General features: G+C 42.2%; 16 protein-coding genes and 1 rRNA gene. 6 read left to right on the top strand and 11 right to left on the bottom strand.

Annotated features, from left to right (window positions below; translation table 11 throughout):
- Positions 1–68 precede the first annotated feature (68 nt).
- Together ACI2JM_RS10205 and ACI2JM_RS10210 are read right to left on the bottom strand one after the other, a co-directional pair.
- Entirely contained in the window at positions 69–3,170 is a 3,102-nt protein-coding gene (locus ACI2JM_RS10205; protein WP_404643975.1) for an efflux RND transporter permease subunit, read from the bottom strand.
- Complete coding sequence (locus ACI2JM_RS10210; protein ID WP_404643977.1) at positions 3,167–4,495, bottom strand: efflux RND transporter periplasmic adaptor subunit; 1,329 nt, start codon at positions 4,493–4,495, stop codon at positions 3,167–3,169. Before ACI2JM_RS10210 ends, ACI2JM_RS10205 begins: the two co-directional genes overlap by 4 nt.
- Before the next feature lie 494 nt (positions 4,496–4,989).
- On the opposite strand from ACI2JM_RS10210, the gene ACI2JM_RS10215 reads away from it, so the two are divergent.
- Positions 4,990–5,118, top strand: coding sequence for a hypothetical protein (locus ACI2JM_RS10215; RefSeq protein ID WP_404643979.1), 129 nt, complete (start codon positions 4,990–4,992; stop codon positions 5,116–5,118).
- A gap of 128 nt (positions 5,119–5,246) precedes the next feature.
- On the opposite strand, the gene recG is transcribed toward ACI2JM_RS10215, so the two are convergent.
- A complete protein-coding gene (gene recG, locus ACI2JM_RS10220; RefSeq protein ID WP_404643981.1) occupies positions 5,247–7,613 on the bottom strand; it encodes an ATP-dependent DNA helicase RecG in 2,367 nt (788 codons plus the stop codon).
- A gap of 272 nt (positions 7,614–7,885) precedes the next feature.
- On the opposite strand from recG, the gene ACI2JM_RS10225 reads away from it, so the two are divergent.
- Positions 7,886–8,902 (top strand): patatin-like phospholipase family protein, encoded by a 1,017-nt coding sequence (locus tag ACI2JM_RS10225; RefSeq protein ID WP_404643983.1) that lies wholly within the window; start codon positions 7,886–7,888, stop codon positions 8,900–8,902.
- Positions 8,903–9,052: 150 nt separating this feature from the next.
- Here ACI2JM_RS10225 and ACI2JM_RS10230 read toward each other — a convergent pair whose 3' ends face one another.
- Entirely contained in the window at positions 9,053–9,640 is a 588-nt protein-coding gene (locus ACI2JM_RS10230; protein WP_060492054.1) for a hypothetical protein, read from the bottom strand.
- A gap of 516 nt (positions 9,641–10,156) precedes the next feature.
- On the opposite strand from ACI2JM_RS10230, the gene argA reads away from it, so the two are divergent.
- Complete coding sequence (argA, locus tag ACI2JM_RS10235) at positions 10,157–11,479, top strand: amino-acid N-acetyltransferase (protein WP_404643985.1); 1,323 nt, start codon at positions 10,157–10,159, stop codon at positions 11,477–11,479.
- 98 nt (positions 11,480–11,577) lie between these two features.
- Here the strand turns inward: argA and ACI2JM_RS10240 are convergent, their stop codons facing one another.
- Entirely contained in the window at positions 11,578–12,309 is a 732-nt protein-coding gene (locus tag ACI2JM_RS10240) for an FKBP-type peptidyl-prolyl cis-trans isomerase (RefSeq protein ID WP_193216953.1), read from the bottom strand.
- Between the two features lie 461 nt (positions 12,310–12,770).
- Here ACI2JM_RS10240 and ACI2JM_RS10245 point away from each other — a divergent pair, with 461 nt between their 5' ends.
- Positions 12,771–14,483 carry a mechanosensitive ion channel gene (locus tag ACI2JM_RS10245; RefSeq protein ID WP_404643987.1) on the top strand — a complete coding sequence of 571 codons (1,713 nt, stop codon included), beginning with the start codon at positions 12,771–12,773 and terminating at the stop codon, positions 14,481–14,483.
- A 114-nt stretch (positions 14,484–14,597) separates the two neighbouring features.
- Here the strand turns inward: ACI2JM_RS10245 and ACI2JM_RS10250 are convergent, their stop codons facing one another.
- The gene (locus ACI2JM_RS10250) at positions 14,598–16,013 is read right to left on the bottom strand and encodes a hypothetical protein (protein WP_404643989.1); all 1,416 of its coding nucleotides are present in this window, start codon (positions 16,011–16,013) and stop codon (positions 14,598–14,600) included.
- Between the two features lie 317 nt (positions 16,014–16,330).
- On the opposite strand from ACI2JM_RS10250, the gene ACI2JM_RS10255 reads away from it, so the two are divergent.
- The gene (locus ACI2JM_RS10255) at positions 16,331–16,999 is read left to right on the top strand and encodes an SDR family NAD(P)-dependent oxidoreductase (protein ID WP_404643991.1); all 669 of its coding nucleotides are present in this window, start codon (positions 16,331–16,333) and stop codon (positions 16,997–16,999) included.
- Between the two features lie 119 nt (positions 17,000–17,118).
- Here ACI2JM_RS10255 and ACI2JM_RS10260 read toward each other — a convergent pair whose 3' ends face one another.
- The 3 genes from ACI2JM_RS10260 to ACI2JM_RS10270 form a co-directional block, all read right to left on the bottom strand.
- Complete coding sequence (locus tag ACI2JM_RS10260) at positions 17,119–17,814, bottom strand: lysophospholipid acyltransferase family protein (protein WP_238049780.1); 696 nt, start codon at positions 17,812–17,814, stop codon at positions 17,119–17,121.
- A 149-nt stretch (positions 17,815–17,963) separates the two neighbouring features.
- A complete protein-coding gene (gene parE / locus ACI2JM_RS10265) occupies positions 17,964–19,850 on the bottom strand; it encodes a DNA topoisomerase IV subunit B (RefSeq protein WP_201555228.1) in 1,887 nt (628 codons plus the stop codon).
- Between the two features lie 116 nt (positions 19,851–19,966).
- Positions 19,967–20,608 carry a YqiA/YcfP family alpha/beta fold hydrolase gene (locus tag ACI2JM_RS10270; RefSeq protein ID WP_404643993.1) on the bottom strand — a complete coding sequence of 214 codons (642 nt, stop codon included), beginning with the start codon at positions 20,606–20,608 and terminating at the stop codon, positions 19,967–19,969.
- A gap of 188 nt (positions 20,609–20,796) precedes the next feature.
- On the opposite strand from ACI2JM_RS10270, the gene ACI2JM_RS10275 reads away from it, so the two are divergent.
- Entirely contained in the window at positions 20,797–21,057 is a 261-nt protein-coding gene (locus tag ACI2JM_RS10275; RefSeq protein WP_404643995.1) for a DUF1289 domain-containing protein, read from the top strand.
- Positions 21,058–21,191: 134 nt separating this feature from the next.
- On the opposite strand, the gene ACI2JM_RS10280 is transcribed toward ACI2JM_RS10275, so the two are convergent.
- Complete coding sequence (locus ACI2JM_RS10280) at positions 21,192–23,942, bottom strand: restriction endonuclease (protein ID WP_404643997.1); 2,751 nt, start codon at positions 23,940–23,942, stop codon at positions 21,192–21,194.
- A gap of 169 nt (positions 23,943–24,111) precedes the next feature.
- Positions 24,112–24,226, bottom strand: a 5S ribosomal RNA gene (gene rrf / locus ACI2JM_RS10285).
- Positions 24,227–24,464: the final 238 nt, after the last annotated feature.

Below are 24,464 nucleotides of genomic sequence, written 5' to 3' on the forward strand. Positions count from 1 at the left end.
TCTATTTTAGACATAGCATTCTCACTGCTAACGCTATGTCATAAGTATGATCAAATAAATCCGTTAAATTATACTTTACCATCTGTTGTTGGCTGCTCTTTGCCACTAGGTACGAGCCATTTAGCAAACCATCCTGACAAATCATCCATCAAAGTATAAACCACTGGAATCACCACAAGGCTTAATAACGTCGAAGTCACCAGACCACCCAATACCGCAGCGGCCATTGGACGACGGAAGGTTGGATCAGCATCACCCCAACCGAAAACTAAGGGCAACATCCCCGCGCCCATCGCAATGGTGGTCATGATAATAGGACGCGCCCGCTTGCGGCAAGCATCGATAATAGCCTCAAAACGCGCCAAACCTCGACGCTGTGCAATCAGTGCATAATCGACCAATAAGATAGAGTTTTTGGTGGCAATACCCATTAGCATAATAAAGCCGATCATCGATGGCATAGAAAGACTGCTATTGGTAATAACCAAGCCTACAAAAGCGCCACCTATCGATAAAGGCAATGCCATCAAAATGGTAAAAGGCTGCAATATACGCCCAAACAATAGAATAAGTACGCCTAAAATACAAACCACACCGACCGACATCGCAATCACAAAACCGCTAAATAGCTCAGCCATGTTTTCTGCTTGACCTTGGTCAATAATGGTAATGGAAGGCGGTAGTTGTTGCATGGCAGGTACTGATTTAACCGCTTGCACCAAATCTCCAAGCTCACCACTCGCAGGTTGCACCGTGATACTGATGGCGCGTTCCCGATCGAGCCTGCTAATCTGCGCCGGCCCAGTGCCAAAGTCTAATGACGCGACTTCACCCACACGTACACCCTGTCCTGCGGGTAACGAGCTCGGTACATATAGACCTTCTAATTGACTGACATTTTGTTTGGCAACATCTGGTAGACGAATGACGATAGGAATCTGCCGCGTATCCAAATTGAGCTTGGATAAACGTTGCTCATAGTCACCCACCGTCGCCACTCGTAACGTCGTAGCGATGTCTTGCGTGGTCACGCCTTTATCCGCCATCGCCAGTCTGTCTGGCGTCACCGTTAACTCTTGACGCGGCAAACTGCGGTCACTGGTCACGGAGCCAGCACTGGGCAGCCCTCGAATCTCTGACATAATTTGCTGAGCGGTTTGTTCAAGCAATTGCGGATTAGTACTGGTCATAGAGAAGTTGTAACCACTCTCTCCACCACTCGACAAACCGACGGTAAAGCGCGCACCTGGCACTTCTGCCAACAAACTACTTATTTGACGTTCAATCTCTTGCTTAGAGCCGCGCTCTGCACGCGGTGCTAGCACGATATCTAGACCTGCTATATTTTCGGCTTTGCCACCACTAGAGTTTGAGTCCATGCTAGCCTGAGCCTCACCGACTGAGGTAAAAATATTGGTGACTTCAGGCATTGCTAAAATACGCTCACTTGCCAGCGCAGCAACGCGCTCTGTGTCTTCCAGCGCAACGTCAGGTGTCAACTCAATCGCCACACGAGTTTGGTCAATGTCATTATCAGGAATAAACGATGTTGGTAGTAATTTGACAAGCATCAGTGACGCCACGAATAACACTAAAGTCGCACCCATCGTCAGCCAGCGATGATGCAGTGTCCATGCCACTATTTTGAGATACCAACCCATCAGCGCGCTTTGCTTCTCAACGTGTTTTTTCTCTGGTCGCAATATATACGCTGCCATCATCGGTGTGATAAGACGCGCGACCATCAAAGACGCAAAAATCGACAATGCAGCCGTCCAGCCAAACTGACGGAAAAACTGTCCAACGATACCGCCCATAAAGGCGGTGGGTAAAAACACGGCAATCAAAGTAAATGTGGTGGCGACTACTGCCAAGCCAATCTCGTCAGCCGCTTCCATCGCTGCTTCATACGGTGTCTTGCCCATGCGTAAATGCCGTATGATATTTTCGACCTCGACGATCGCATCATCAACCAATACACCGATCACTAACGATAATGCCAACAAAGATATAATATTGAGGCTAAAGCCAAATAAGTACATACCTAAAAAGGTGGGAATCACTGATAATGGCAAGGCGACAGCAGCAACTATCGTCGCCCGAATATTGCGCAAAAATAAGAATACGACGACGACTGCTAACAGCCCACCTTCGATCAGCATCCGTAAAGAAGCTTGATAATCTTCAGCGATGGGCGTTGCCCGATCATAGACCTTTTCAATCGTGATATTACCTACATCGGCTGACAGCTTGGCAAGCTCTGCATCAACCAGCTCCATGACCTCGACTTCACTGGCACCACGCGAGCGGGTGATGTTAAATGCCACTACCGTTTGCCCGTCAAGCTTAGCAATAGAGCTTGGGTCAGCCGCGCCATCTGTGATTTGTGCCATACGTCCAAGCGCTTGCGTGCCGCCTGCTGGGATTGCCACTTGTAAATCATTGAGCTCACTTGCCCGCTCCACCGCACCAAGGACACGAATCGTCTGGGTGGTTTTGCCCACTTCTGCTTCACCACCAGAGCTGTCCTGCTGAATACCCGTGATTTGATTGGATAGTTGTGTGATAGAGAGCTTAAGACCACTCAAGGTAATCGGGTCAGCTGCGACGGTAATTTCACGCTGCAAACCACCAATACGGCTTACCGTACTGACACCCGGTATATCAGAAAGACGCTTGGTGACCGTATCATCGACGAACCAAGACAAGTCTTCCACATTCATGTTTTCAGCAGCCACAGAATAAGTGACAACGGGGAATCCTGCGGTTGAAACTTTAGTAATAATAGGGTCATTGGCAGCGGCAGGCAAATCGCCGCGTACCTCGCCTACTGCCGAGCGCACATCATCGACCGCTTCTTGAATATCCTTTTCTAACACAAACTCTGTGACCATGGTGGCAGCACCCGTTTGTAACGTGGTGCGAATATGCTTGATACCCTCAATACTGGTGAGCTTGTTTTCTATCTTTTTTGCGATGTCGTTTTCGAGCTGTGATGGCGCGGCACCCGGTAAAGTCACCGTGACCACGACTGCAGGTAAGTCAATATCAGGAAACTGCTGCACCTTCATTTTCATAAAGCCATAAATACCGCCTAACGTCAGTAGTATGAATAGCAAAATGGCAACTAAAGGATTTTTTATCGAGTAAGCAGAAACATTTAAACTCATGGTTGTGCCTGCGCTGCTGTACTCGTTTGGCTAACACCATCAACGATACGCACCAAATCTCCATCATTTAAAAAGCTACCGCCTTGTTTGACAATTTGACTGTCACTAGGCAATGGCTCTAGCACTGCCACATTTTCGCCAAGTCGCTCGCCCAATGTCACTCGTTGTTGCTTGATACGACCCATGGTCTGACCATCTTGAGTGGTCACATTGGTTACTAGCATCACATAATCATAGCCATCGTTGCTGACGATAGCGCTATTGGGCACCGTTTGCGTACTGGCACTGCCTAATAGGAACTCACCCGTTTGATACATACCTGCCCGTACTTTTGCATTGGCTGCCAAGCTCGCATAGATGGTAATCTGCCGGTTGTTGTCCGCCGTTGGTGCTATGCGGCTCACTTTCCCCATTACCGTATCACCATCTGGTAAGCTCACCCGTACTGGCGTCCCGACACTGACTTCACCGACAAGCTTGGGATCAATATCTGCACGCCATTCCAAAATACCACCTTTAATGATAGTAAATAATGGCTCGCCACCAGCAACCATACCGACCTCCGCCATTTTCTCGCTGATGACACCGCTGACTGGTGCGACCACTGTTGCATTATCTACACTCAAGCGCTGAGTGCTCAGACGCGCTTTGGAGGCTTGTAGCGCAGCCTGTGCTTGAAGCTTTGCAGTGCGATAGCGATCGGCTTCTTGCCTACTAATGGCATCTATCTCAATCAATGGCAGGACACGAGCGGCATCAGCGCTGGCATTGGCAAGCGTCGCTTCTGCTTCGGCAACATCTGCCTCTGCTTGCAAAACTTGCTGCTCCATAGCATCGGTGTCAAATATCGCCAATACTTGACCCGCTTTGACGCGATCACCTTCTTCGACCAATATACGTTCGATAGCCACGCCATTGACTTTAGCACTGACATTCGCCGTATCTTTGGCATCAATGGTGCCATCAGCACTGAGTGTGTTACCAATATCATCTTGGCTTGGGCTGACCGTTTCTACTGATAATACCGCCTGCTCAGTGCTCGTAGCGCTTGCAGTGGCACCATCACTTGAAGTACCACTAGAAACTGGCGATTCATCGGTCACGGCTTTATCACTACCGCCCCAATACTTTCCAAGTAGCACACCAATGATAAGCACGGCTACCAATACGGGTAACAACCATAATGGTAATTTTGAAGCGGTTTTTTTAGACAAAGTATCAGACTGGCGATACGGTGGTAGCTCAGATGGTTGAGGTGGCTCAATGTTGGTTTCTTGCTCGCTAGTCGGTGCTTGCTTATTATTAGGGTGTTCAAAATCACTCATAGTCGGTCTCTATAAATAAGCACGGTACTAACGCCGTAAAAAGTATAAGGGAAACAAAATGATACAGGCAGAGCTTATCAAAATAGTCTTTTATCATTGTAGACTATCTCGTCATTGGGTCAATTATGTTAAGTATCTACATAGTCAATTGTTGATAGTAATCAAGACATAATAATCAAGACACAGTAAGACATTGAACTTAATAAAGATATTAGTAACAAAGATTATAAAGTGAACGATAACTAAAGACAAAAAACAGCGTATTTCCAGTTCATTGCATAAGTCTTCTTCACACAAAACCCCTTTCTTAAAACTTATTCAGCCAATGAAAAAATGACCAAATATGCTGTCATATTGAATGCATTAAGATGTGCCCATTATAGTTGGAACCATCACTCGTAAAAACTAATGATACATACGCCCTACAGTTTAGACTTGTATTTACGGGGTAATTTGTCATTATTAAGACAACTCTACTAATAAAGGAATCCATCATGGCTAATAAATCAGACGTAAAAAAGCTTAAGCAAGAAATTAAAGACACCAAAGCAAAAATTAAGCAGAAAAATAAAGACCTCAAAGATCTTAAGAAGTCATTGAAAAAGTCGAAAAAAGCCAAATAGCTTTGTTTCGAAATGATGGCTCTACGTCAAAAAATAGAAGAGGATAGCGTTGGCTGTCCTCTTTTTTGCTATTAATTTAGCCATTTTTAGCCCATTTAGAGGATAACCGATTGAATTGACTATACGCCTTAGGCATTAGTATAACGACTCGCCTCAGGCATCCAGCGGTGAATCAGTTGGCTGACATCTGCCTTGCGCGTAGGATCTGCAATTAGATGTTTTGCTAAACGCTGAGCAATGGCAAACAGCTGCTCGTCACGTATCAGATCAGCCAAATAATAACCGACGTTACCCGTTTGACGTTTGCCTAATAACTCGCCGGGACCACGCAGTTCCAAATCTTTTTGGGCAATGACAAAACCATCAGTGCTATCACGCAGGACATTTAAGCGCTCTGTACCAGTTTCTGATAATGGCTTTTGGTATAACAGTACGCAATAGCTTTTGGTTGAGCCACGCCCGACTCGCCCGCGCAGCTGATGTAATTGCGATAGACCTAATCGTTCGGCATTTTCGATAACCATTAACGACGCATTAGGTACGTCGACCCCAACTTCAATGACCGTTGTGGCAATCAGTAAGTCGAGCTGACCTGCTTTGAATGCCTGCATAATGGCTTGTTTATCAACGGATTTCATCTTGCCATGGACAAGACCAATGCGAATATTCAAGCGCTCATTTAAATCCTCATAAGTCGCTTCTGCTGCCTGCGCATCGAGCACACTAGACGCTTCGACCAACGAGCAAACCCAGTATGCTTGCCTACCCGCTTCACAATTAATCGCAATCCGCTCAATGACTTCATCGCGTCGATTACGGTCAATGGTCACCGTAGTAATTGGCGTACGCCCCGGTGGCAATTCATCGATAATCGAGGTATCCATATCACCGTAAACGCTCATCGCCAGCGTGCGCGGAATCGGGGTAGCGGTCATAATCAGCTGATGCGGCGTGCTATTGGCCACCCCTTTATTGGTTAGTGCCATACGCTGCTCAACACCAAAGCGATGCTGTTCATCGATAATAACTAAGCCCAATTTGGCAAACTGCACCTGCTCTTGAAACAGTGCATGAGTACCAACCACGATTTGCACCGCGTTTTCTGCGACTTCCTCCAATGCTTCGCGGCGCTGCTTTGCCGTTTGTTTCCCAGCAAGCCAGCCGACACCAATACCTAACGGCTCAAACCATTGTTTGAAATTGACCAAATGCTGCTCTGCTAAAATTTCTGTGGGTGCCATAACAGCCACTTGCCAACCACTATCAAGCGCATAACCCGCTGCACCCGCTGCGACCAGAGTCTTGCCCGCGCCAACATCGCCTTGCACCAGTCGAAGCATCGGAATAGAAGTTGCCATATCAGCCGTAATATCTTTCATGACTCGTTGCTGGGCGCTAGTTAGATCAAATGGCAATGCGGCAAATAGCTTATCGGTAATCGGACTTTGTGTGGCACATTTGGGTGCTTTATGCTGATGCAGTTGCTGACGACGATATAACAAGCTGAGCTGATGGGCGGTTAATTCTTCAATAATCAAACGTTGGCATGCTGCATGAGTACGGGCACTTAACTGGGTGAGTAGCTGATATTGTCGTCCTGCGTCGGTATAAGTCGGCGGTGTATGCAGTAATACTAAGGCTTCAAATATCGTCAGGTTATAGACGTTGTTATTAACTGTTCTATTAGCGACTGTATGGATATCACTGTTTGTATTATTATTGGCATCATAGACATTGGCTTTATTGACACTACTAACGCTATGACCAGTCGTATTATCTGGCACACTACGCGCCAATGTCGAGAATATATCTTCTGGATACTCTGCCTCTGTTATCGGTATTTTAGCCGGTTCAAAAGGTGCTAATGGCAAGTCAGCCACGACTGCAAAGTCTGTAGGAGTAAACAGCGTCATCGGTAAGCCTTCACTGCGAACCGTCTGTAATGCCAGCTTAATCAAGGTACGCAGCTTATTTTGATGCAAACCTTTAACACTTGGATAAATGGGCTGCAAACCGGTATTTACTACCGTCTCATTACTGCTGATAATTTGATATTCAGGATGGTGGATTTGCTTACCATAACGGCTCACTTTGACTTCGCCAAATAATTGCAGCTGCGTCCCTAAGCTCATGGTTTGTGCAAGGCCACGATAAACCTTAAAAAACCGTAGCGATATGGTGCCCGTATCATCATCTACCACGACCGTCATACCGCTGCGCTTGGTATCGACGTGCACCACACGCCCAGTAATTAACGCAGACTGCCCGTGCCCCACCTCTGCTATGGACAGCAATCGGCTACGATCTTCATAATCACGTGGCAAATGCAGCAATAAATCAAATATTCGTTTAATATTCAATTGTGCCAACTGTTCTGCGACTTTTAATCCCACACCCGCCAGTGCCGTCACTGGCATATCTAGCGCTGAGAGTGGCAGCTCAGACCTTATATGGTCTGTTGGGCTGGTTAAAGAAGCGTTCACTGATACTGACATCAAAGATCCTAACGATATTATTTTTAGTTTTCATATACTCATTCAAGTATTTTCAATATACCGTAGATGATGATATTTTTTATAAAACAGCTGTCATCAACAGGACACATCAAAACACCGACTCATTTCATTATAGCTGACAATACAATTGCTTATGCTCAGCTATTTAGTAATACTGTGTCAAAAAGCCTGAAAGTCAAACGGCTCATTTGTATCATATCAATAACTGATGTCTTATTTTCCGTATTATGGTCATTTTATAAGGTGTTTTTATGTTCCCTCCTGCCCAGTACCGACAACCTCTTCATAGTCTAAGAGTGCGACATAGTATGAGAGTGCTATGCACCAGCTTAATTGCCGTACTTGGATTATCTATCAGCGCTTGTAGCGCTCTAACGCCAGCGCAGCCGTTACCTGAAGCACCTGAAATAGCGCCACTTAATGTGGCGTTAGTATTGGGCGGCGGCGGTGCCAAAGGCTTCGCCCATGTTGGGGTGATTAAAGCACTAGAAGCAAATGGTATCAAACCAACGCTCATCGTTGGCACTAGCGTCGGCAGCTTGGTTGGTGGCCTATATGCCAGCGGCTACACACCAGTACAACTTGAGCAACTGGCACTGACCACTACAGATAGCGAATTGACAGATTTTGTGTTATCCAATCAAGGTGTCATCGAGGGTATCAAACTCAAGAACTTTATCAACGATAAAGTCGATGGACGAACAATAGAGGATTTCCCCATCCGCTTTGCAGCAGTCGCGGCGGAGAAGCATACTTTGAAAAAAGCCATTTTTACCACTGGTGATGCGGGGCTTGCCGTTCAGGCATCCTGTAGCGTACCAAATATTTTTATTGCGCCACGTATTCCCGAAAAGGTCGGTAAAAAATATATCGATGGTGGCGTGGTCAGCCTAGTACCTGTCGATATCGCCCGTGATTTGGGCGCTGATATTGTTATTGCCGTTGATGTGACAGATACTGGTATTAACAATATTAGCGGTGTGTCTACACTTGATAAAAAATTAAACCTCAACGGATTAAGCAATTTTTGGGGATTTTTAGAGAGTAATGTCGTAGCCCCACCAAGCGCCAATCGTGCCTCATCGATGCAGCGTGAACGAGATCGTGCTGATGTGCTGATTACGCCTGCGGTCAGTCATATCAGCTCACTAGATACCAGCCAGCGCCGTGCTCTCATCGCTGCAGGCTCGCAAGCCACTACCGCACAGATGGCTGCCATCAAGCAATTAATCAAAGAAAAATCTAGTCGAAAATACGCAACGCTTTAAGCGCCTTGCAACGGCGTACCAAAATTTCTTATTAACAACCCACAAAAAAGCACCACAGCAACGAGCCGTGATGCTTTTTATGATTAAACGAATATTAAGCCAGTATTAAATAAATCACCCTGATAAAATACTTAATATTAAATGACTGGCTTATTTCACACGTGCACGGTATTTAACCACTACGGTGTCATTAAGACCCACACCCTCTAAATCCCAGCGTACCGCTTTATAATACTTTAATGGAATTTCTTGCAGTTGGTTATCCACTTTTCCACGTAATGGCATACGGGCAAAAGTATTGCCGTCCGCACTGCCGTATGGAAATTCAGGTGATACTGTACGCAATAACTCTACCTGCTCAGGGATACTCATCGTCACAGTCATTTTACGGACGCGATCTGCATTGGTATTGGTGAAATAACCTTGGTACTCCAAGACATTACCTGATTGCAGGCGCGTACTAGCATTCACCGGAGCCAAAACCTCTTGACCGTTTGCATCAACGCTAATCAATGACGCGGTAATTTTACTATTGACGGCTTGTGCACTCGAGTTGCTGCTTTTAGTAGCATTGGTCTGTACAGTTGCCGAACTATCAACGGCTTGTTCTGGCGTCGGTAGCATTGCCGAGGCTTGCGTCACTACCATCGCACCGATGAGCGTACCAGCCACAACGTGGAATAAGCGATGTCCGCTCCAAGCACTAAATGGGCTAGCAAATTGGTTACTTTTTTTCATGGTTTTCATTATCCCTGGTTAATATGTCGGTAAAACGCAGCTGGTAAAAATTGAATGACTTTTGGTGTATATTGAATCGTTTACAGGCAGCACAATTTAGACGGAACACACCCACTTATAAGAAACATGCTATAAGAAACATAACTAATTATAAATGATTGACTGTTATAGTATTGGCAGACCTAGTATCGCGGCTGATTGTAGTGACAGCTAATGGCAAGCGCTGCTGGCGTCTATATTGTCATAGCTGGTAAGCTTATCGTATAAAATTCTTATTTTTATTGATTATCTTCGTTCATCGCCTGTAAAGCAATAGCGATTAGCATAGCAAAAAGTGTTTGTACGTACACTAACCCCGTGTTGAGGTTGTGTATATCCTCCATCCGTGATAAAAATTGATTGATACTACTGAAATAAAAGATAGCTCATAACGGCGTTTTTTGCTATGGTAATTCTTTAGCGATAGGCATTTTTTGCTACGCCCCTTTTCTTATTCTCACTACTATTGCCCTTATTATGACTACTAGCGCCATGCCCCAAATTAACCCTGAATATGTCCATTGGTTCCGTAACTCTGCCCCCTACATCAATACCCATCGCGGCAAAACGTTCGTGATTATGTTTGGTGGTGAGGCGGTCAATCATCCAAATTTCAGCACCCTTATTCATGATTTTGCGCTACTGCATAGCTTAGGTATCAAGCTGGTATTGGTACATGGAGCGCGACCGCAAATCGAAAAGAACTTAAAAGATGCTGACATTACCTCCCCACTGCATCAAGACATTCGAATTACACCGCGCGTGGCGATGCCTGCTATTTTACAAGCGGTAGGCGCTATTCGCCTGCAACTCGAAGCACAGCTGTCGATGGGACTGGCCAATTCACCTATGTATGGTTCACGCATCGATGCCATTTCAGGCAATTTTGTGACCGCACGTCCTTACGGTATCCGTGATGGTATCGATTACCAAATGACTGGCGAAGTGCGCTCTATCGATGTTGAGGCCATCAAAAACAACCTGCTACACGACCATATTGTGATTTTAGGCTCAATGGGTTATTCAGCAACTGGTGAAGTCTTTAATTTGCTAGCTGAAGATGTGGCGCTCAGTGCAGCCGTGGCACTGGGTGCTGATAAGCTTATCTTCTTAGGTGAAGAAGCAGGCATCAATGACGATGATCGCTTACTAAGAGAGATGATTCCTAATGAAGTCGACCGCTTCTTACGTGATCGTGATTTAAATTGCGAGATCAATTATTTCTTAAATTGTGCCAGTTTGGCTTGCCGCCAAGGCGTCCATCGCACCCATATTATCTCGTACGCCAAAGACGGTGCCTTATTAGAAGAGTTATTCACTCGCGATGGCTCTGGTACTCTTATCAGCCATGACCCTTACGAAGAGATTCGTCGTGCCAATATTGACGATGTGGTCGGACTGATTGAGCTGTTATCACCGCTAGAAGAGCAAGGCATATTAGTCAGCCGCTCACGCGAACGCTTAGAGCAAGAGATTGATAATTATAGTGTCATCGAGCGTGATGGTATGATTTTGGGCTGCGCGGCGCTATATCCATTGGATGCAGAGTCAGCAGAAGTTGCCTGTGTCGCCGTACATCCCGATTATCGTAGCGGTAGTCGCGGTGCAGACTTACTGGCATTTTTAGAGCAACAAGCGCGCAGTCATGGTCTGCACAAGTTGTTTGTGTTAACGACACGGACGGCACATTGGTTCGTCGAACAAGGCTTCGCCGAAGTCGAGGCCAGCGCGCTACCTACATCGCGTCAAGAAAAATACCATAATGGTCGTAATTCTAAAGTCTTTCAAAAAACTCTTTAGATGCTCAATTTCTAGTCATAAAAAAGCCCTCATAATATTATGAGGGCTTTTTTATGACTTTATTTTTTAACACTGTTCACTAGGGTATGTACTAAGTATTATTTTACTTTTAACAGCTCAACCGTAAAGATAAGCGTGCTGTTAGGCTCGATACCTGCGTTACCCGCTTCACCATAAGCAATATCTGATGGGATATAAAACTCGTATTTGCCGCCCTCTTTCATCAGCTGTAGACCTTCTGTCCAGCCAGCGATGACTTGGTTCAACGGGAACTCAATTGGCTCACCGCGCTCATAAGAGCTATCAAATACTGTGCCATCGATTAACTTACCTTCGTAGTTCACTTCAACCACGTCAGTCGCTTTTGGTGATTTACCCGTACCTGCGGTGATGACTTTGTACTGTAAGCCAGAAGCCGTTTCTTTGACGCCTTCTTTTTTAGCATTTTCTGCTAAGAATGCAGCGCCTTTGGTTTTGTTTTCTCCAGCTTTTGTTTCCATATCTTTAACGAACTTTTCTTCTTGCTCTTTTTGATAAGTCGTCAACACTTCCTGCATTTGTTCTTGAGTCAATGCTGATTTATTGCCTTCGTAACCATCACGGAAGCCTTTTTCAAAGGTATCAAGATTTAGGTCACCGACCGCTTCTTTATTACCTTCAGCCATCATGAAGCCTAAGCTATAACCTACTTTTTCATTTGCTGAGCTTTGCTCGGTGATTGAAACGCTTTTAGCAGCGGTCTCTTGGTTACCGTTATTTGTGCTACAGCCTGTTACCAACAACATAGCACTAGCAAGTGCACCAACGCTTAAAGTAGTGATTTTTTTCATAAAGTACTCTCAAATTGTAATGATAGTGGCGAGATGTCACATATTCCTATAATAACAAATCTTAGTTTTAGGAACCATGTTTGCCGTCAAATTATCGGGCGAATGTACAGTCTATGTTAATATTTCTCATCATAATAACAAGTTATCACACAAATACAGTAACACGTTAAGCTTTCTATCTTTAAATCTACTAGTACATCAGCTAAGCTAAATGAGTTAAGGTGGTAAGTAACCGAGTGTACGTCTTTATCATGGATGATTAACATTGGCAGTAAAGCAATTAACACAAGGGAAACCAACGTTTTTTGATAAGGTTACCTACTCAAAAATTATAATATCACCGTATAACTTACTTTAAAAATACTATTAATTATAACCATCTATGTATTGGTTTCGCTCAACAATAGCTGTACTGATGATATTGTTGAGTGGCTTTCGTATGATGATTAAAGGAGGATAAGATGAATCCAATGTACACATCTTTTAACGGTTATCTTGGTGGGCCGATCGGCTCTATTATTGGTGCTATTTTAATATTTATTATTGGTTGGCTAGTGGCACTGGGTATCGCGGCACTGGTTCGTAATGTATTATCTAGAGTCAATCTGAACCAACGCATGAACTCTTCAACGGGTAAGACCTACGATTTAGAAGGTATTATCTCTAAGATTGTATTTTGGTTCATCTTTATCATCGCGATTTCTGGGGCGCTGAATCAATTGAATTTGAACTCAATCTCGACACCGTTTGCAAATATGGTCAATCAAGTCCTAGCATTTATCCCTAATCTTATCGGCGCTATCGCTGTGGGTATTATTGGTTGGGTCTTGGCTACTGTTGCACGCACAGCTATCAACGCGGCATTGGCGAAAACGTCAATGGATGAGCGTTTAAGTGCTCAAGCAGGTGTAAAACCGATGAGTAGCACGATTGCCGATATGGTTTATTGGTTCATCTTGTTGGTTGTTTTAACGATGGTATTGGGGAAATTAGAGCTTGATGGTTTATTTGCTCCATTGACGAATATGGTTGATAAAATCTTTAGCTTTATTCCTAACATCCTCATTGCAGGTGTTGTCTTTGTCGTCGGTTATATCATTGCCAAAGTGGTACGCGGCATTGTGACCAATCTTGTGTCTACTTTTAATGTTCAAGAATTGGCTACAAAAGCAGGTTTAAGCGAAAAAAATAGCTTACCTAATATCGCTGGTTCATTGGCATTTTTAGTAGTGATCATTCCAACTATTATTGCTGCATTAAATGCATTAAAAATTGAAGTGATTGCTCGTCCTGCGACAAACATGCTGAACAAAATCATGGAAGCATTGCCAAACATCTTTATGGCAGTTGCAATTTTAGTCGTGACCTTCTATGTGGTACGCATGGTTGCCAATATCATCAAAGGTTTGATCGAAAACACTGAGATTAACCAATTGCCTGCGAAAGTTGGTTTACAAGAAACGATGGGTAATAAGAGAGTTTCTGACCTTGTTGGTTATGCGATTATCTTCTTTGCGATGTTATTTGCCTCAATTGCCGCCGCTGACTTACTAGGTTTTGAGCCTATCTCAGCCATTATCGCCATGTTTATTGCGTTTGGTGCCAACATTATCTTGGGCGCAATTATCCTATTTATTGGCTTTTGGCTTGCCAATATCATTGCAGGTGTCGTTGAGCGTTCTGAGCAAGGCTCACAATTCCTAGCAAATATCGTCCGTGTACTAATAATGGGTTTAGTACTTGCCATGGGTCTAAAAGCGATGGGTATTGCTGACTCTATCGTTAACCTAGCATTTGGTCTAACGCTAGGTGCCGTAGCGGTAGCCTTTGCCCTTTCATTTGGTCTTGGTGGTCAAGAAGCCGCTGCACGTTTCCTACGTAAAATGCAGGATAAAATGGACAAAGAACGTGAAGAAGCTAAAGCGAAATCTGCTCTTCATGCTAGCTCAAGTACACAAGAAAAAGTTGCTGACTCAGTTCGAGAGAACACTCCTGCTGCTTCAGGTACAATGACTAGTGACTTCCCTACTAGCACTGTCGATACCAACAATCTTGGTACGGGTCATGTAGATATCACTCATGTTGAAACAAGTGATGACGATATCGACACTGGTTCAAATCTAGCGCCAAGTAATAAAGGCTTTACTGATATTGATAATAACGACTTAAAATAAGTCATAGTTAACGATATATTTTGAATAAAAAAGACAGCCTAGGCTGTCTTTTTTTATGGCGTAAATTTAGTGTCTATGAAAGACTCGCTACAAAACATCGCTACAAAATCATACTCAGGACTTGGTCTTCCGTGCAGGTATATTCAAATTTAATTGCATTCGCATTGACTCATTTTTACTTGCTGATAAGTTATTTGTATTTTGCTTTTTATGCTGTTGGTTTAAGCGCTGTAATTGCTTGGTCAGCTGCCGTTCACGCTGGGTCATCGGATCAACGGGTTGAATCCATAAATCGATATCAATAAAGGTGTCATTAGACTCGTCAATAAAATCAATGCCCAATACAATCACATGATGCAGCTCGGCTATTGGCAGGCGGCTCGCAACATCCTGTGCAATCTTTGCTAAGTTTGGCTGAATAGCCTGTTTACTGTGCTGGCTCTCAACATCTTGTCCATAAAATATTAATACATAATGCCGTCCCAAGCTCTCATAAGAGTGCTGATGGACGACATAACCTTCTTTTTGCAGACCATGTCCTTGTTTAGGATGTCTATATAGAGTTCGAACCAGCTCATGGCGCGAAAATAAAGACTCGTCCAATAGCTGCTGTTGCCAATAACAGCGTTTTATTCCTAGTGTCTCTTTATCAGCATTGTCTAGTACTTCTTCATCGAGCATCTCTATCATTTGGGTGCTTAGCTGCGACCACAGAGCTGCCGCTTGCGCCATATGCTGATGATACATCTGCGCAGTCGTGCTTTTGTTTTTGTAGGCAAGCGTCATAGCGACTAATGCAGGATTGGGCTCATCTTGCACCTCGTACTTGATGAGTGCATTATCTACTGCGATAGCGTCCGTAAATAAAGTAGGACGATGTAAAAACTGAGTGACTAGATCTGCTTCTGATTCAAAGCTAGCGACATGATTACTGGCTGAATACTGTAATTGCCCTAAACGATAATGCAAAAATCGCCATAACTCGCATGGTGCTTGTAGGCTTGCTAATATCGCCTGCCAGTCATGCCAGCTAAAAACTTGTAGCTGCTGCATACTGTCGCTCATATCCACAACCAAATCTTCCATAAAATAGCGGACACCAAAACCATGAGTGAGCCGTTTTAGGGATTGTCGTTGCTGGTTATTTATCTTAATTTTATTGATTTCTTCACCTTTATCGGTGCACTGAATATCAAAAACTAAAACATTATGGCTAATGTTGTCGTTATTTTTATGCTGAGTAAGATATGTCTTGTGCCATATGAGCGCGGCCTTTACTACCGTCATACGCGCGGCTTCAATATCGACCAGACTACTTTTAGCAGGCAAATACAATATGAGCTCAAGTAATGAGAGGTTACCCAGTGGCAATTGATAATGATATTGCTGAGCACGGTAACACGCGTCATATTTATGCTCAAGATGCTGCATATTGGTCAAAGCAATATCTACAGCATCTTTCTGCAAATAGCAGGTCAACTCATTAACAAGACAATCATTATCAGATAGGGTAATAGATGAGTTAGACACAGTGTTAACCTTTTATTATCGAATGGACGCGTTGTATGGTAAGTTGCTATTGATGAGCATAACACTAGAGCATGTTGAATATTCGCAAATTCTTTTGCTATAACGACAGGCTACCAACGAAAAACTTAAAAAATAAGCCTTATTAAATGCAGTCGCTTTCAGGGCAATGAGTTGTTATGATAATAGCAAAGTAGCATGATTTGCAGTCAAACTTATCGCTTATGGGCTGCCTTTGATTACATTTTTTAGAGACATTTTTTAGAGTCATTTATTAAAACTATTTAATGACCATCATATAATAAAAAGGATTGAACGTTATGAAACGCTTTAAAGAGAAAACTGTCATTATAACAGGTGCAGATTCTGATATTGGTCGTGCAACGGCGCTTAGATTTGCACAAGAAGGGGCGAATTGTATAATCGTTGGTATTAATAACGATATTTTAGAATACATCTACGAGGATCTGCCACAGGATCATACATGGATCAATACAGGTAACCACCTTACCGTAACCAGTGATATTAATGATTTGACCCAAACGGCAAGATTAATAGAGCATGTACGCGATAAATATAAACATATTGATGTGATGGTCAATATAGATACTACGGTCGGCATTCATCAGTCAGTTATTCCAGAACTGATAAAAACACAAGGCAATATCGTTAATGTGTCAACGCTAACGGAGATATCAGCAGACTGGAATATAGAGACCTATAAAGCTAGACAAAAGAATTTGACTGATGTTACAAAGAAGCTGGCATTAGAGAATATACCAAATAATGTACGTATTAATGCCGTATCTGCTGGATTGGTGGCAACGGATATCAGTCCAAATCCATTTATTACCCACTCTCCACTAGGGAAGACAGCGACACCGTTTGATGTAACCGCCGCTGTGATGTTTTTAGCCAGTGATGACGCTGCCATCATTACTGGTATGAATTTACCTGTCGATGGCGGGGTGAGTACGTTTAATAGCTAACTCAATGCTTAGTTTTTTAGCCATTCTTAAAACTCATCACCGCAAACAAAAGACCCCCTGACATTAATCTGTCAGGGGGTCTTAATATAATACAGATACTCATAACTCATTTAAAAACTTTATTCAGCTGAATTATTGATATCTTGTAATGGTTGAGATAAGCGCTCGGGATGTCTTGGTATCACCCCTTTATACTGAGCATAAATTTTTGGTAAATCCGCTTCGATATCACCACTAGGATAAACCAACGACATAAAGCGTATCTCTTTAGTTTTGTAATCCATCGCTACCGGCAAAATAGGTACACCAGCGCCCACTGCTAAATAATAGAAGCCTGATTTCCAAGTTTCAGTATATTGACGAGTACCTTCTGGTGCTAAACCCAAAAATAGTGGCTTACCTGTTTTGAACTTATCAATACTTGCTTGCAGCACTGAGCCTTTATCACTACGATCAACGGGAATCACCCCTATCCAACTTAATAGCTGAGCAAATACTGGCACTTTAAATAACGTATGCTTACCCATAATACTGATTTTTAAATCTAAGGCAAATAAACTGGGTATCGCATAAACCCCATCGACATTCGAAGTATGCGGCAGCGCTAAAACTACAGCTTGTGAAATATTTGGAATCTCTCCAACCGTACGCCAACCCGCAGCTTTTAGCATAGCTGAGGCAATCACTGGCGCAATTTTATTACCGCGTTTCGGAACTAAACTACCCAGCTGCTTTTTACTAAGCTTGGGCAATATATTAGAGTTTACAGACTGAGAAGCATCAGCTTTTGAGCGATTAAATAACTTTGATGTCATGACGGCACCACATAATAAAAGATACCTACATAATAACATTAAGCTTATACAACTAAATTGAATTTTATAGGCTTTTATTGCTTGCCAGCTTACCAGTTTATAAACTTATATAAATATATAGCTATTGATGGACATATCCATCAAGCCCATTAGGATATGTCAGCCAAATTGCCTTTATTCTCAAGCCAAACCTTGCGATCAGCAGCCCGTTTTTTAGCCAACAGCATATCCATCACGCTATTAGTCAACACCATGTCATCCATATCTAGCTGAACTAAACGCCGAGTATCACGGTTCATGGTCGTCTCACGTAACTGCTCTGCACTCATTTCACCCAAGCCTTTAAAACGGGTAATCTGCGCTTTTTTATTGCCAGGCACATTGGCCAAAATGTGCTGAAGCTCAGGCTCATCTAACGCATAATGCACCTCTTTGCCCACATCCACGCGATATAACGGCGGCATGGCGACAAATAAATGACCTGCATCCACTAGCGCAGGGAAATGCTTAACAAACAAAGCGCAGATCAACGTGGCGATATGCAGACCATCAGAATCCGCATCCGCTAAGATACATACCTTGTCATAACGCAGCTCAGACAAATCGTCAGATGCCGGATCGACACCGATAGCAATAGCGATATCATGAATCTCTTGGCTCGATAACACCGTATCTGATGACACCTCCCACGTATTTAAAATCTTACCACGCAAGGGTAATATCGCCTGATAATGACGGTCACGTGCTTGCTTGGCGCTACCACCCGCAGAATCCCCTTCTACTAAAAACAGCTCAGCACCATCACGCAAATCACCACGACAATCTGCCAACTTACCCGGCAATGCAGGACCTTGCGTGATTTTTTTACGGGCGACTTTCTTGGCAGACTTGAGACGACGTCCAGCTTTATTAATCGCCAGCTCTGCGATTTGAGTACCCATATCAGCATGCTGGTTTAACCAAAGACTAAAGGCATCTTTTGCCAATGTCTGTACTGCCCCAGCAGCTTCGCGGCTAGATAGACGCTCTTTGGTCTGTCCAGAAAATTGCGGCTCAGAAAATTTAAGCGACAGAATATAGTTCACCCCATCCCAGACATCTTCTGCCGTTAGCTTGACACTCCGTGGTAGCAAATTATGAATATCGCAAAACTCACGCAATGCCTCTAAGATACCCGTTCGCAGACCATTGACGTGCGTACCGCCCTGAGCCGTCGGGATAAGGTTCACATAGCTTTCTTGAATCGGCGTGCCACCATCAGGTAACCAAGACAAGGCAAAGGTAATAGCAGCACGTTCGCCCGCTTTCGCATCGTAATTATAATAAAACGGTGCTTCAGGTAAGGTTTCTAAACCATCCAACTGTTCGCTTAGATATTCGACCACTCCGTCAGTAAACTGCCAAACCACCTTTTCATTATTAATATCATCAACAAATTCAATCGTCAGCCCAGCTGCCAATACCGCTTTGGCTTTTAGATTGTGCTTGAGCTGTTTTACATTAAATTTAGGCGTATCAAAAAAGCGACCATCTGCCCAAAAATGCACTCTGGTACCACGTTTGCGTTTGTTTGAGCTGATTGCTTCAGTCAACGGCGTAACTGGTGCGCCATTTTCAAACGCCATATCAAACTGTGTACTATCACGCCATACCGTCACCTCAACACGTGTTGATAACGCATTGACGACAGAGATACCCACACCATGCAGACCGCCTGACACTTCATAATTAGAAGTCGAAAACTTCCCACCAGCATGTAAGCGAGTTAAAATCAGCTCAATGCCCGATTGATTGAATTCAGGATGAATATCAGTCGGCATACCACGCCCGTCATCTTCGACAGACAACGAGCCATCACTATGCAGTTGCACCTTGATGGTTTTAGCATAACCCGCCAATGCCTCATCGACTGAGTTATCGATAACTTCTTGCGCCAAATGGTTTGGGCGGGTGGTATCGGTATACATACCTGGACGACGACGTACTGGCTCAAGCCCTTCTAAAACTTCTAACGATTGCGCATTATATTGACTCACAAATGCATCCTTAACGATTCATGTCTGATTAATTCTATTCAACCATTATAACCAAAAATAGCGACGTTAAGGTTAATAGTCCATCGCTCACGTCATATAATGTCGCCTGTTTAGACTCATACTAAATCTTGTAGCATATTTATCACCATCGGCAACTGCTCACCAAAGTCACTAAACCGATGATCGCCACCCGCTTGTAAAATAACCGTACTCCCTTGCTGTTGATAAAAGGCTTTAGACAATTCAGGATTTAATAACTCATCGCCTTCTTTGATAAATACAGCAATTTTTTTAGGATAATGAATTTCTGATAACTGATGATCTGCAAACCATTGCAAATCCGCAGAAGTAATATCCCAACCGCCAGTAGTCGTATAGAGAATTTGATTCTTTGGCAATTCATCTTCGCCTTGACCTTCATTACTATCATTATTTAAAAGTAAGTCATGAGCAAAGCGCTGTAATGTCACATGTGGCTGAGTACTAGGATTTAATAGTAAAGCCGCACAGCCTGTATGGTTGCTCACCAAGGTAGAAAAATAGCCACCCAATGAGCTACCAACGAATACAACTTTTGAGTCGCTGCCCCATTCCTCAACTAGACTTATCAGTTTATCGAACACGTCTTGTGGCGATTTATTCAAATCGGGACGCAGTACATTGATATCAGGATGATGATGCTGGCAGTATTTTTCTAATAGCATTCCCTTGGTAGAGTTCGCATCACTGTCCAGTCCATGGATATAAATCAAGTTCACGTATCATCTCACTTATTAATTTTGTTATGATTATCTTATATAGGCTAGTGACGCTAAGCATAGCACCCGCTAAACAAAAATAATAACAATAAAACGGCACACCATTAGTCAGTATTTGCGACATAATAATATTGTCATAATAGTTTTATGCAAGTCAAAGGAATGACGATAATAGCAATGGAGTCGCCATGAACCAACAGTTTGAGCTGTTTGAGATTGCCAATCCATGTATTGGTCTTTGCCAAAGCAATAAAAAAGGCTATTGCTTTGGTTGCCTGCGCAGCCGTCCTGAGCGTCAGTTATGGCATAATATGACCACAGAGCAGCGCCGTGAGGTGCTACGGCTAGTCTCTGGACGTAGGCAACGTATCGAACAGATGCGGCAGCGTAAGGATGAGCAGTTAGGATTTGACTTTGATGAAGACGTTGAGATGGGTGAGTTGTTTTAAAAAAATATGGTCTCAATCAGACTGAATATGAAATATACGTCTAATCTACTGAATGTTTTATTAATATGGCATCTTACTTATCTAAAAATCAAGAAAAAATTAGTAATTTATAGATAAGTAAGATTTTAGTTTAATTAGATTCGACCTGGACACTCTGGGATTTCATTGCTATTTTTACCTTCATATAACCATGATGCCCATTGTCGCATTGCCCCACCATACCTAATTTTCGATCCATCACTCCAGCTGAATTCATGTTTTTCAGCAATAAAATCTCCAATCTCTTTGCCTGATAACTGATGATTCAGTTCAAGTAGTTTTACTATATCTAAAAGTACCTCTTCTGTATTAGCGCTTATCCAAAGAGCCTCTCTTCTCTCTGAAAATTTCTGTAATTTCACTTCGTCAACAAAATATCTTTTATTATCCATGAATATAAGTTCGAACCGACTTAAGATTGAAAGTGCATTTTTATAACCTTTAGGTTTAGGTTCGTTTTGCCCAACACTGCCTTTTTCAATTAACCAATTGAGTGTTTCTAATGCAAGTGCAGGAGACGTAGGAGCAGTAAATATTTTACTTCTTCTTCGTTTACGTTCTGAATTGACTCCTTCGGTAATAACTTCACCTTTGTCCCTAAATAACCAGCCATTACCAAATTGCTCAATAAAGCCACACAGCTCTAACCATCGGCAAAGCCTTACCGTATATGTACGCCATGTCTTGTCTGCATACTTATTATCAGGATAGAGTTGTTTTAAGACGTCAATAAGCGATCCAATACTTGCAACAGAGTGCGATGCTATATCTTTAATTGCATAAGTAAAAGCATGTTTAGAAAATTTTTCACGTATAGCTTTTAAAATTTCTATTTCACTACAAGTCTTAATTTCTTCACTCAGTAAGTAAAATCCACTGTCTCTAGTAGCCACACCAAACATAATCATATCTGAACCGATATTTTGAATAGTGCCTTCAGACAAATTAACTTTTGAAACTAGTTCTTGTACGGAGAATTGAGTTGTGTGATCAAGGTGCTTGAGAACTTTATATATAGATGAAAAATCAGTAGATGGAAGATATCGCAACGGTATAACAGGAACAGAACCAGTTAGTATATATTCACGAAAAATGTCCCAATAAATATTTAATCTATCTCCACTCCTTATTACCAACCTTCTATCAATTAATGATTTCAAAGTATCTGGACTAGAAATTTCAATAATTTCAAACCAATCTACTGGTGCACGTTGTGCTATGACTCTTAGACAGCTGGATTCAGCTGGATCAAGTGACTCCATATCTTCTTTGAAAAGACTGGCAACATCCAGCTTATTCTCAAGTAAATCTGTTTGATTAATACCATTTTCAATCTTCTCATATAAATGAATACATAATTTTTTCAATAACCATGGGTATCCTTGACTACTTGTAACAAGGTTATGTCGTAAATCATGGTGCAGTTTTTCGTTTATTTCTTTTTCAAAAAGATTAATTACAGCATTTGATTCCCTATCAGAAAACGGAGCTAGCTTCCTTGTAACTCTATAGTCAGCGAGCTGATGCCAAAAAAAGTACGCAGGATGCTCACTATGAGTAGTACTATCACTTTTCCAAGCAAATCCTAAACAGAAGCTCATTCTTATTGCTGCAGCATTTAATAGTAGAGACTTAGCTTTTTCAAATACCTCATATAATTCAGGCTTTGAATATAATTCTTCAAACTGATCAAAAACTAGAATAATTAACTGATTTTTTACTTTTAAAGATTCTAAATAGAGTTTAATAGATTCTGAATTCAACGGACTTCCAACGTCAGAAAGAACTAGATCTATATTTTTATCACCAAAATCTTCAATTTGTGCACTTTTCAATGTCTGTAATAGTGAGGAATAAATATACTCTGGTCCAGTAGCAGCACGTATATCAACTGGGAAAACAAAATACTTATTTTTATTCTGATAGTTTTCTGCCTTATCTCTCAACTTTGCAATTAATGAACTTTTACCCATTCCAGAGTTTCCAGTAATAGCAAATATTCTTGTATTTGTATTTCCTTCTTTAACATTTTTAAAAAAATTGAATATGAAATTGATATCCTTTACGCGTCCAACAAAATCCTCTGGTCTGGCTGGCCGATAGTCACTCCAATCTTCACCAGTTTGAACTTGAACAACATTGGCTGCTTTACTAGAGTCAATGTTTACTATCTTATTCTTATTGATCTTAGGTACTTGAAAGTTGAGGTTATTTAAAGAAGTATCAGTATCTGCTATGTTGCTTAACAAGTTAGCATCATCAACCAACTCATTATTTTTTGCATAATAACAAAGTACTCCTGAAGGTATACCTCCTACTAAAGTTGCTACAGCCCAAAATACTCCGTAACTAGTTACAAGTAATACCCATTCACCAATAAGATTATCACTTCCCATATATTCAGCAGCCAAATCTTCTGGCTGTTTTTTTATCACTCCTGAACTGATAAGGGATTCAATTACTTTTTCTGGATCATAAAAACTTAATTTTGTTGCTTGTTCTTTCGGTTTACACTTCCATTCACTGACAAAGCCTTTTGCTTCTTTACCATAATTTCCTGTACTGATAATCCATGCTTCATCATAGTCTTTAAAAACAAGAGTTCCGGCAAGATTCTTTAATATATTTGCATCAATATTTTTATCTCTATAAGCTTTACATTCTACATATATCTCTTTACCACTAATTTTATGTCTACATAGTAAATCTAGCTCTACTGCAGTAAATCTTATTTCATTTATAACTTCATATGATTGTGCAGATAGTAGTTTTTCAGTCAGAGACTCAAGAAGATCTCCTCTTTCCTTTGTAGTAGACGATTTATGCAGGGCAACTTCAATTTTCATTATATTTATCCATATTCGTTATCAAAGTACTGAAGTATTTACATATATTGTTAGTATGTAACAGTAGCTATATTACTGCAAATCAAAAGTCTAAACTGACTAAATTCTAATCCCACACAAAGAAAATCCCCCGCCTAGATAACTAGTCGGGGGATATTTCAGAATAGAGAGCTGACGATGACCTACTCTCACATGGGCGAACCCACACTACCATTGGCGCAATGATGTTTCACTTCTGAGTTCGGGAAGGGATCAGGTGGTGCCATCATGCTATTGTCGTCAGCAAAGGGGGTTAGATATGAGTCTGTTATTTTTATTGTTTGACGTCAAGTGTTTAGCCTGTTGTCGACCAACTTGTAACCTAACTGAATCAAGGTTAAAGGTGATATCGAAATATTCTTTCTTTTATTCTATAAGCTTTCGCTTATACAAGATAGATTAATTAGAGCTTTCATACAAACCACTTGGGTGTTGTATGGTCAAGCCAAACGAGCAATTAGTACAGGTTAGCTACATGCATCG

Origin of the sequence: Psychrobacter sp. NPDC064578 (assembly GCF_044901245.1) — a bacterium.
GTDB lineage: Bacteria > Pseudomonadota > Gammaproteobacteria > Pseudomonadales > Moraxellaceae > Psychrobacter > Psychrobacter cibarius_C.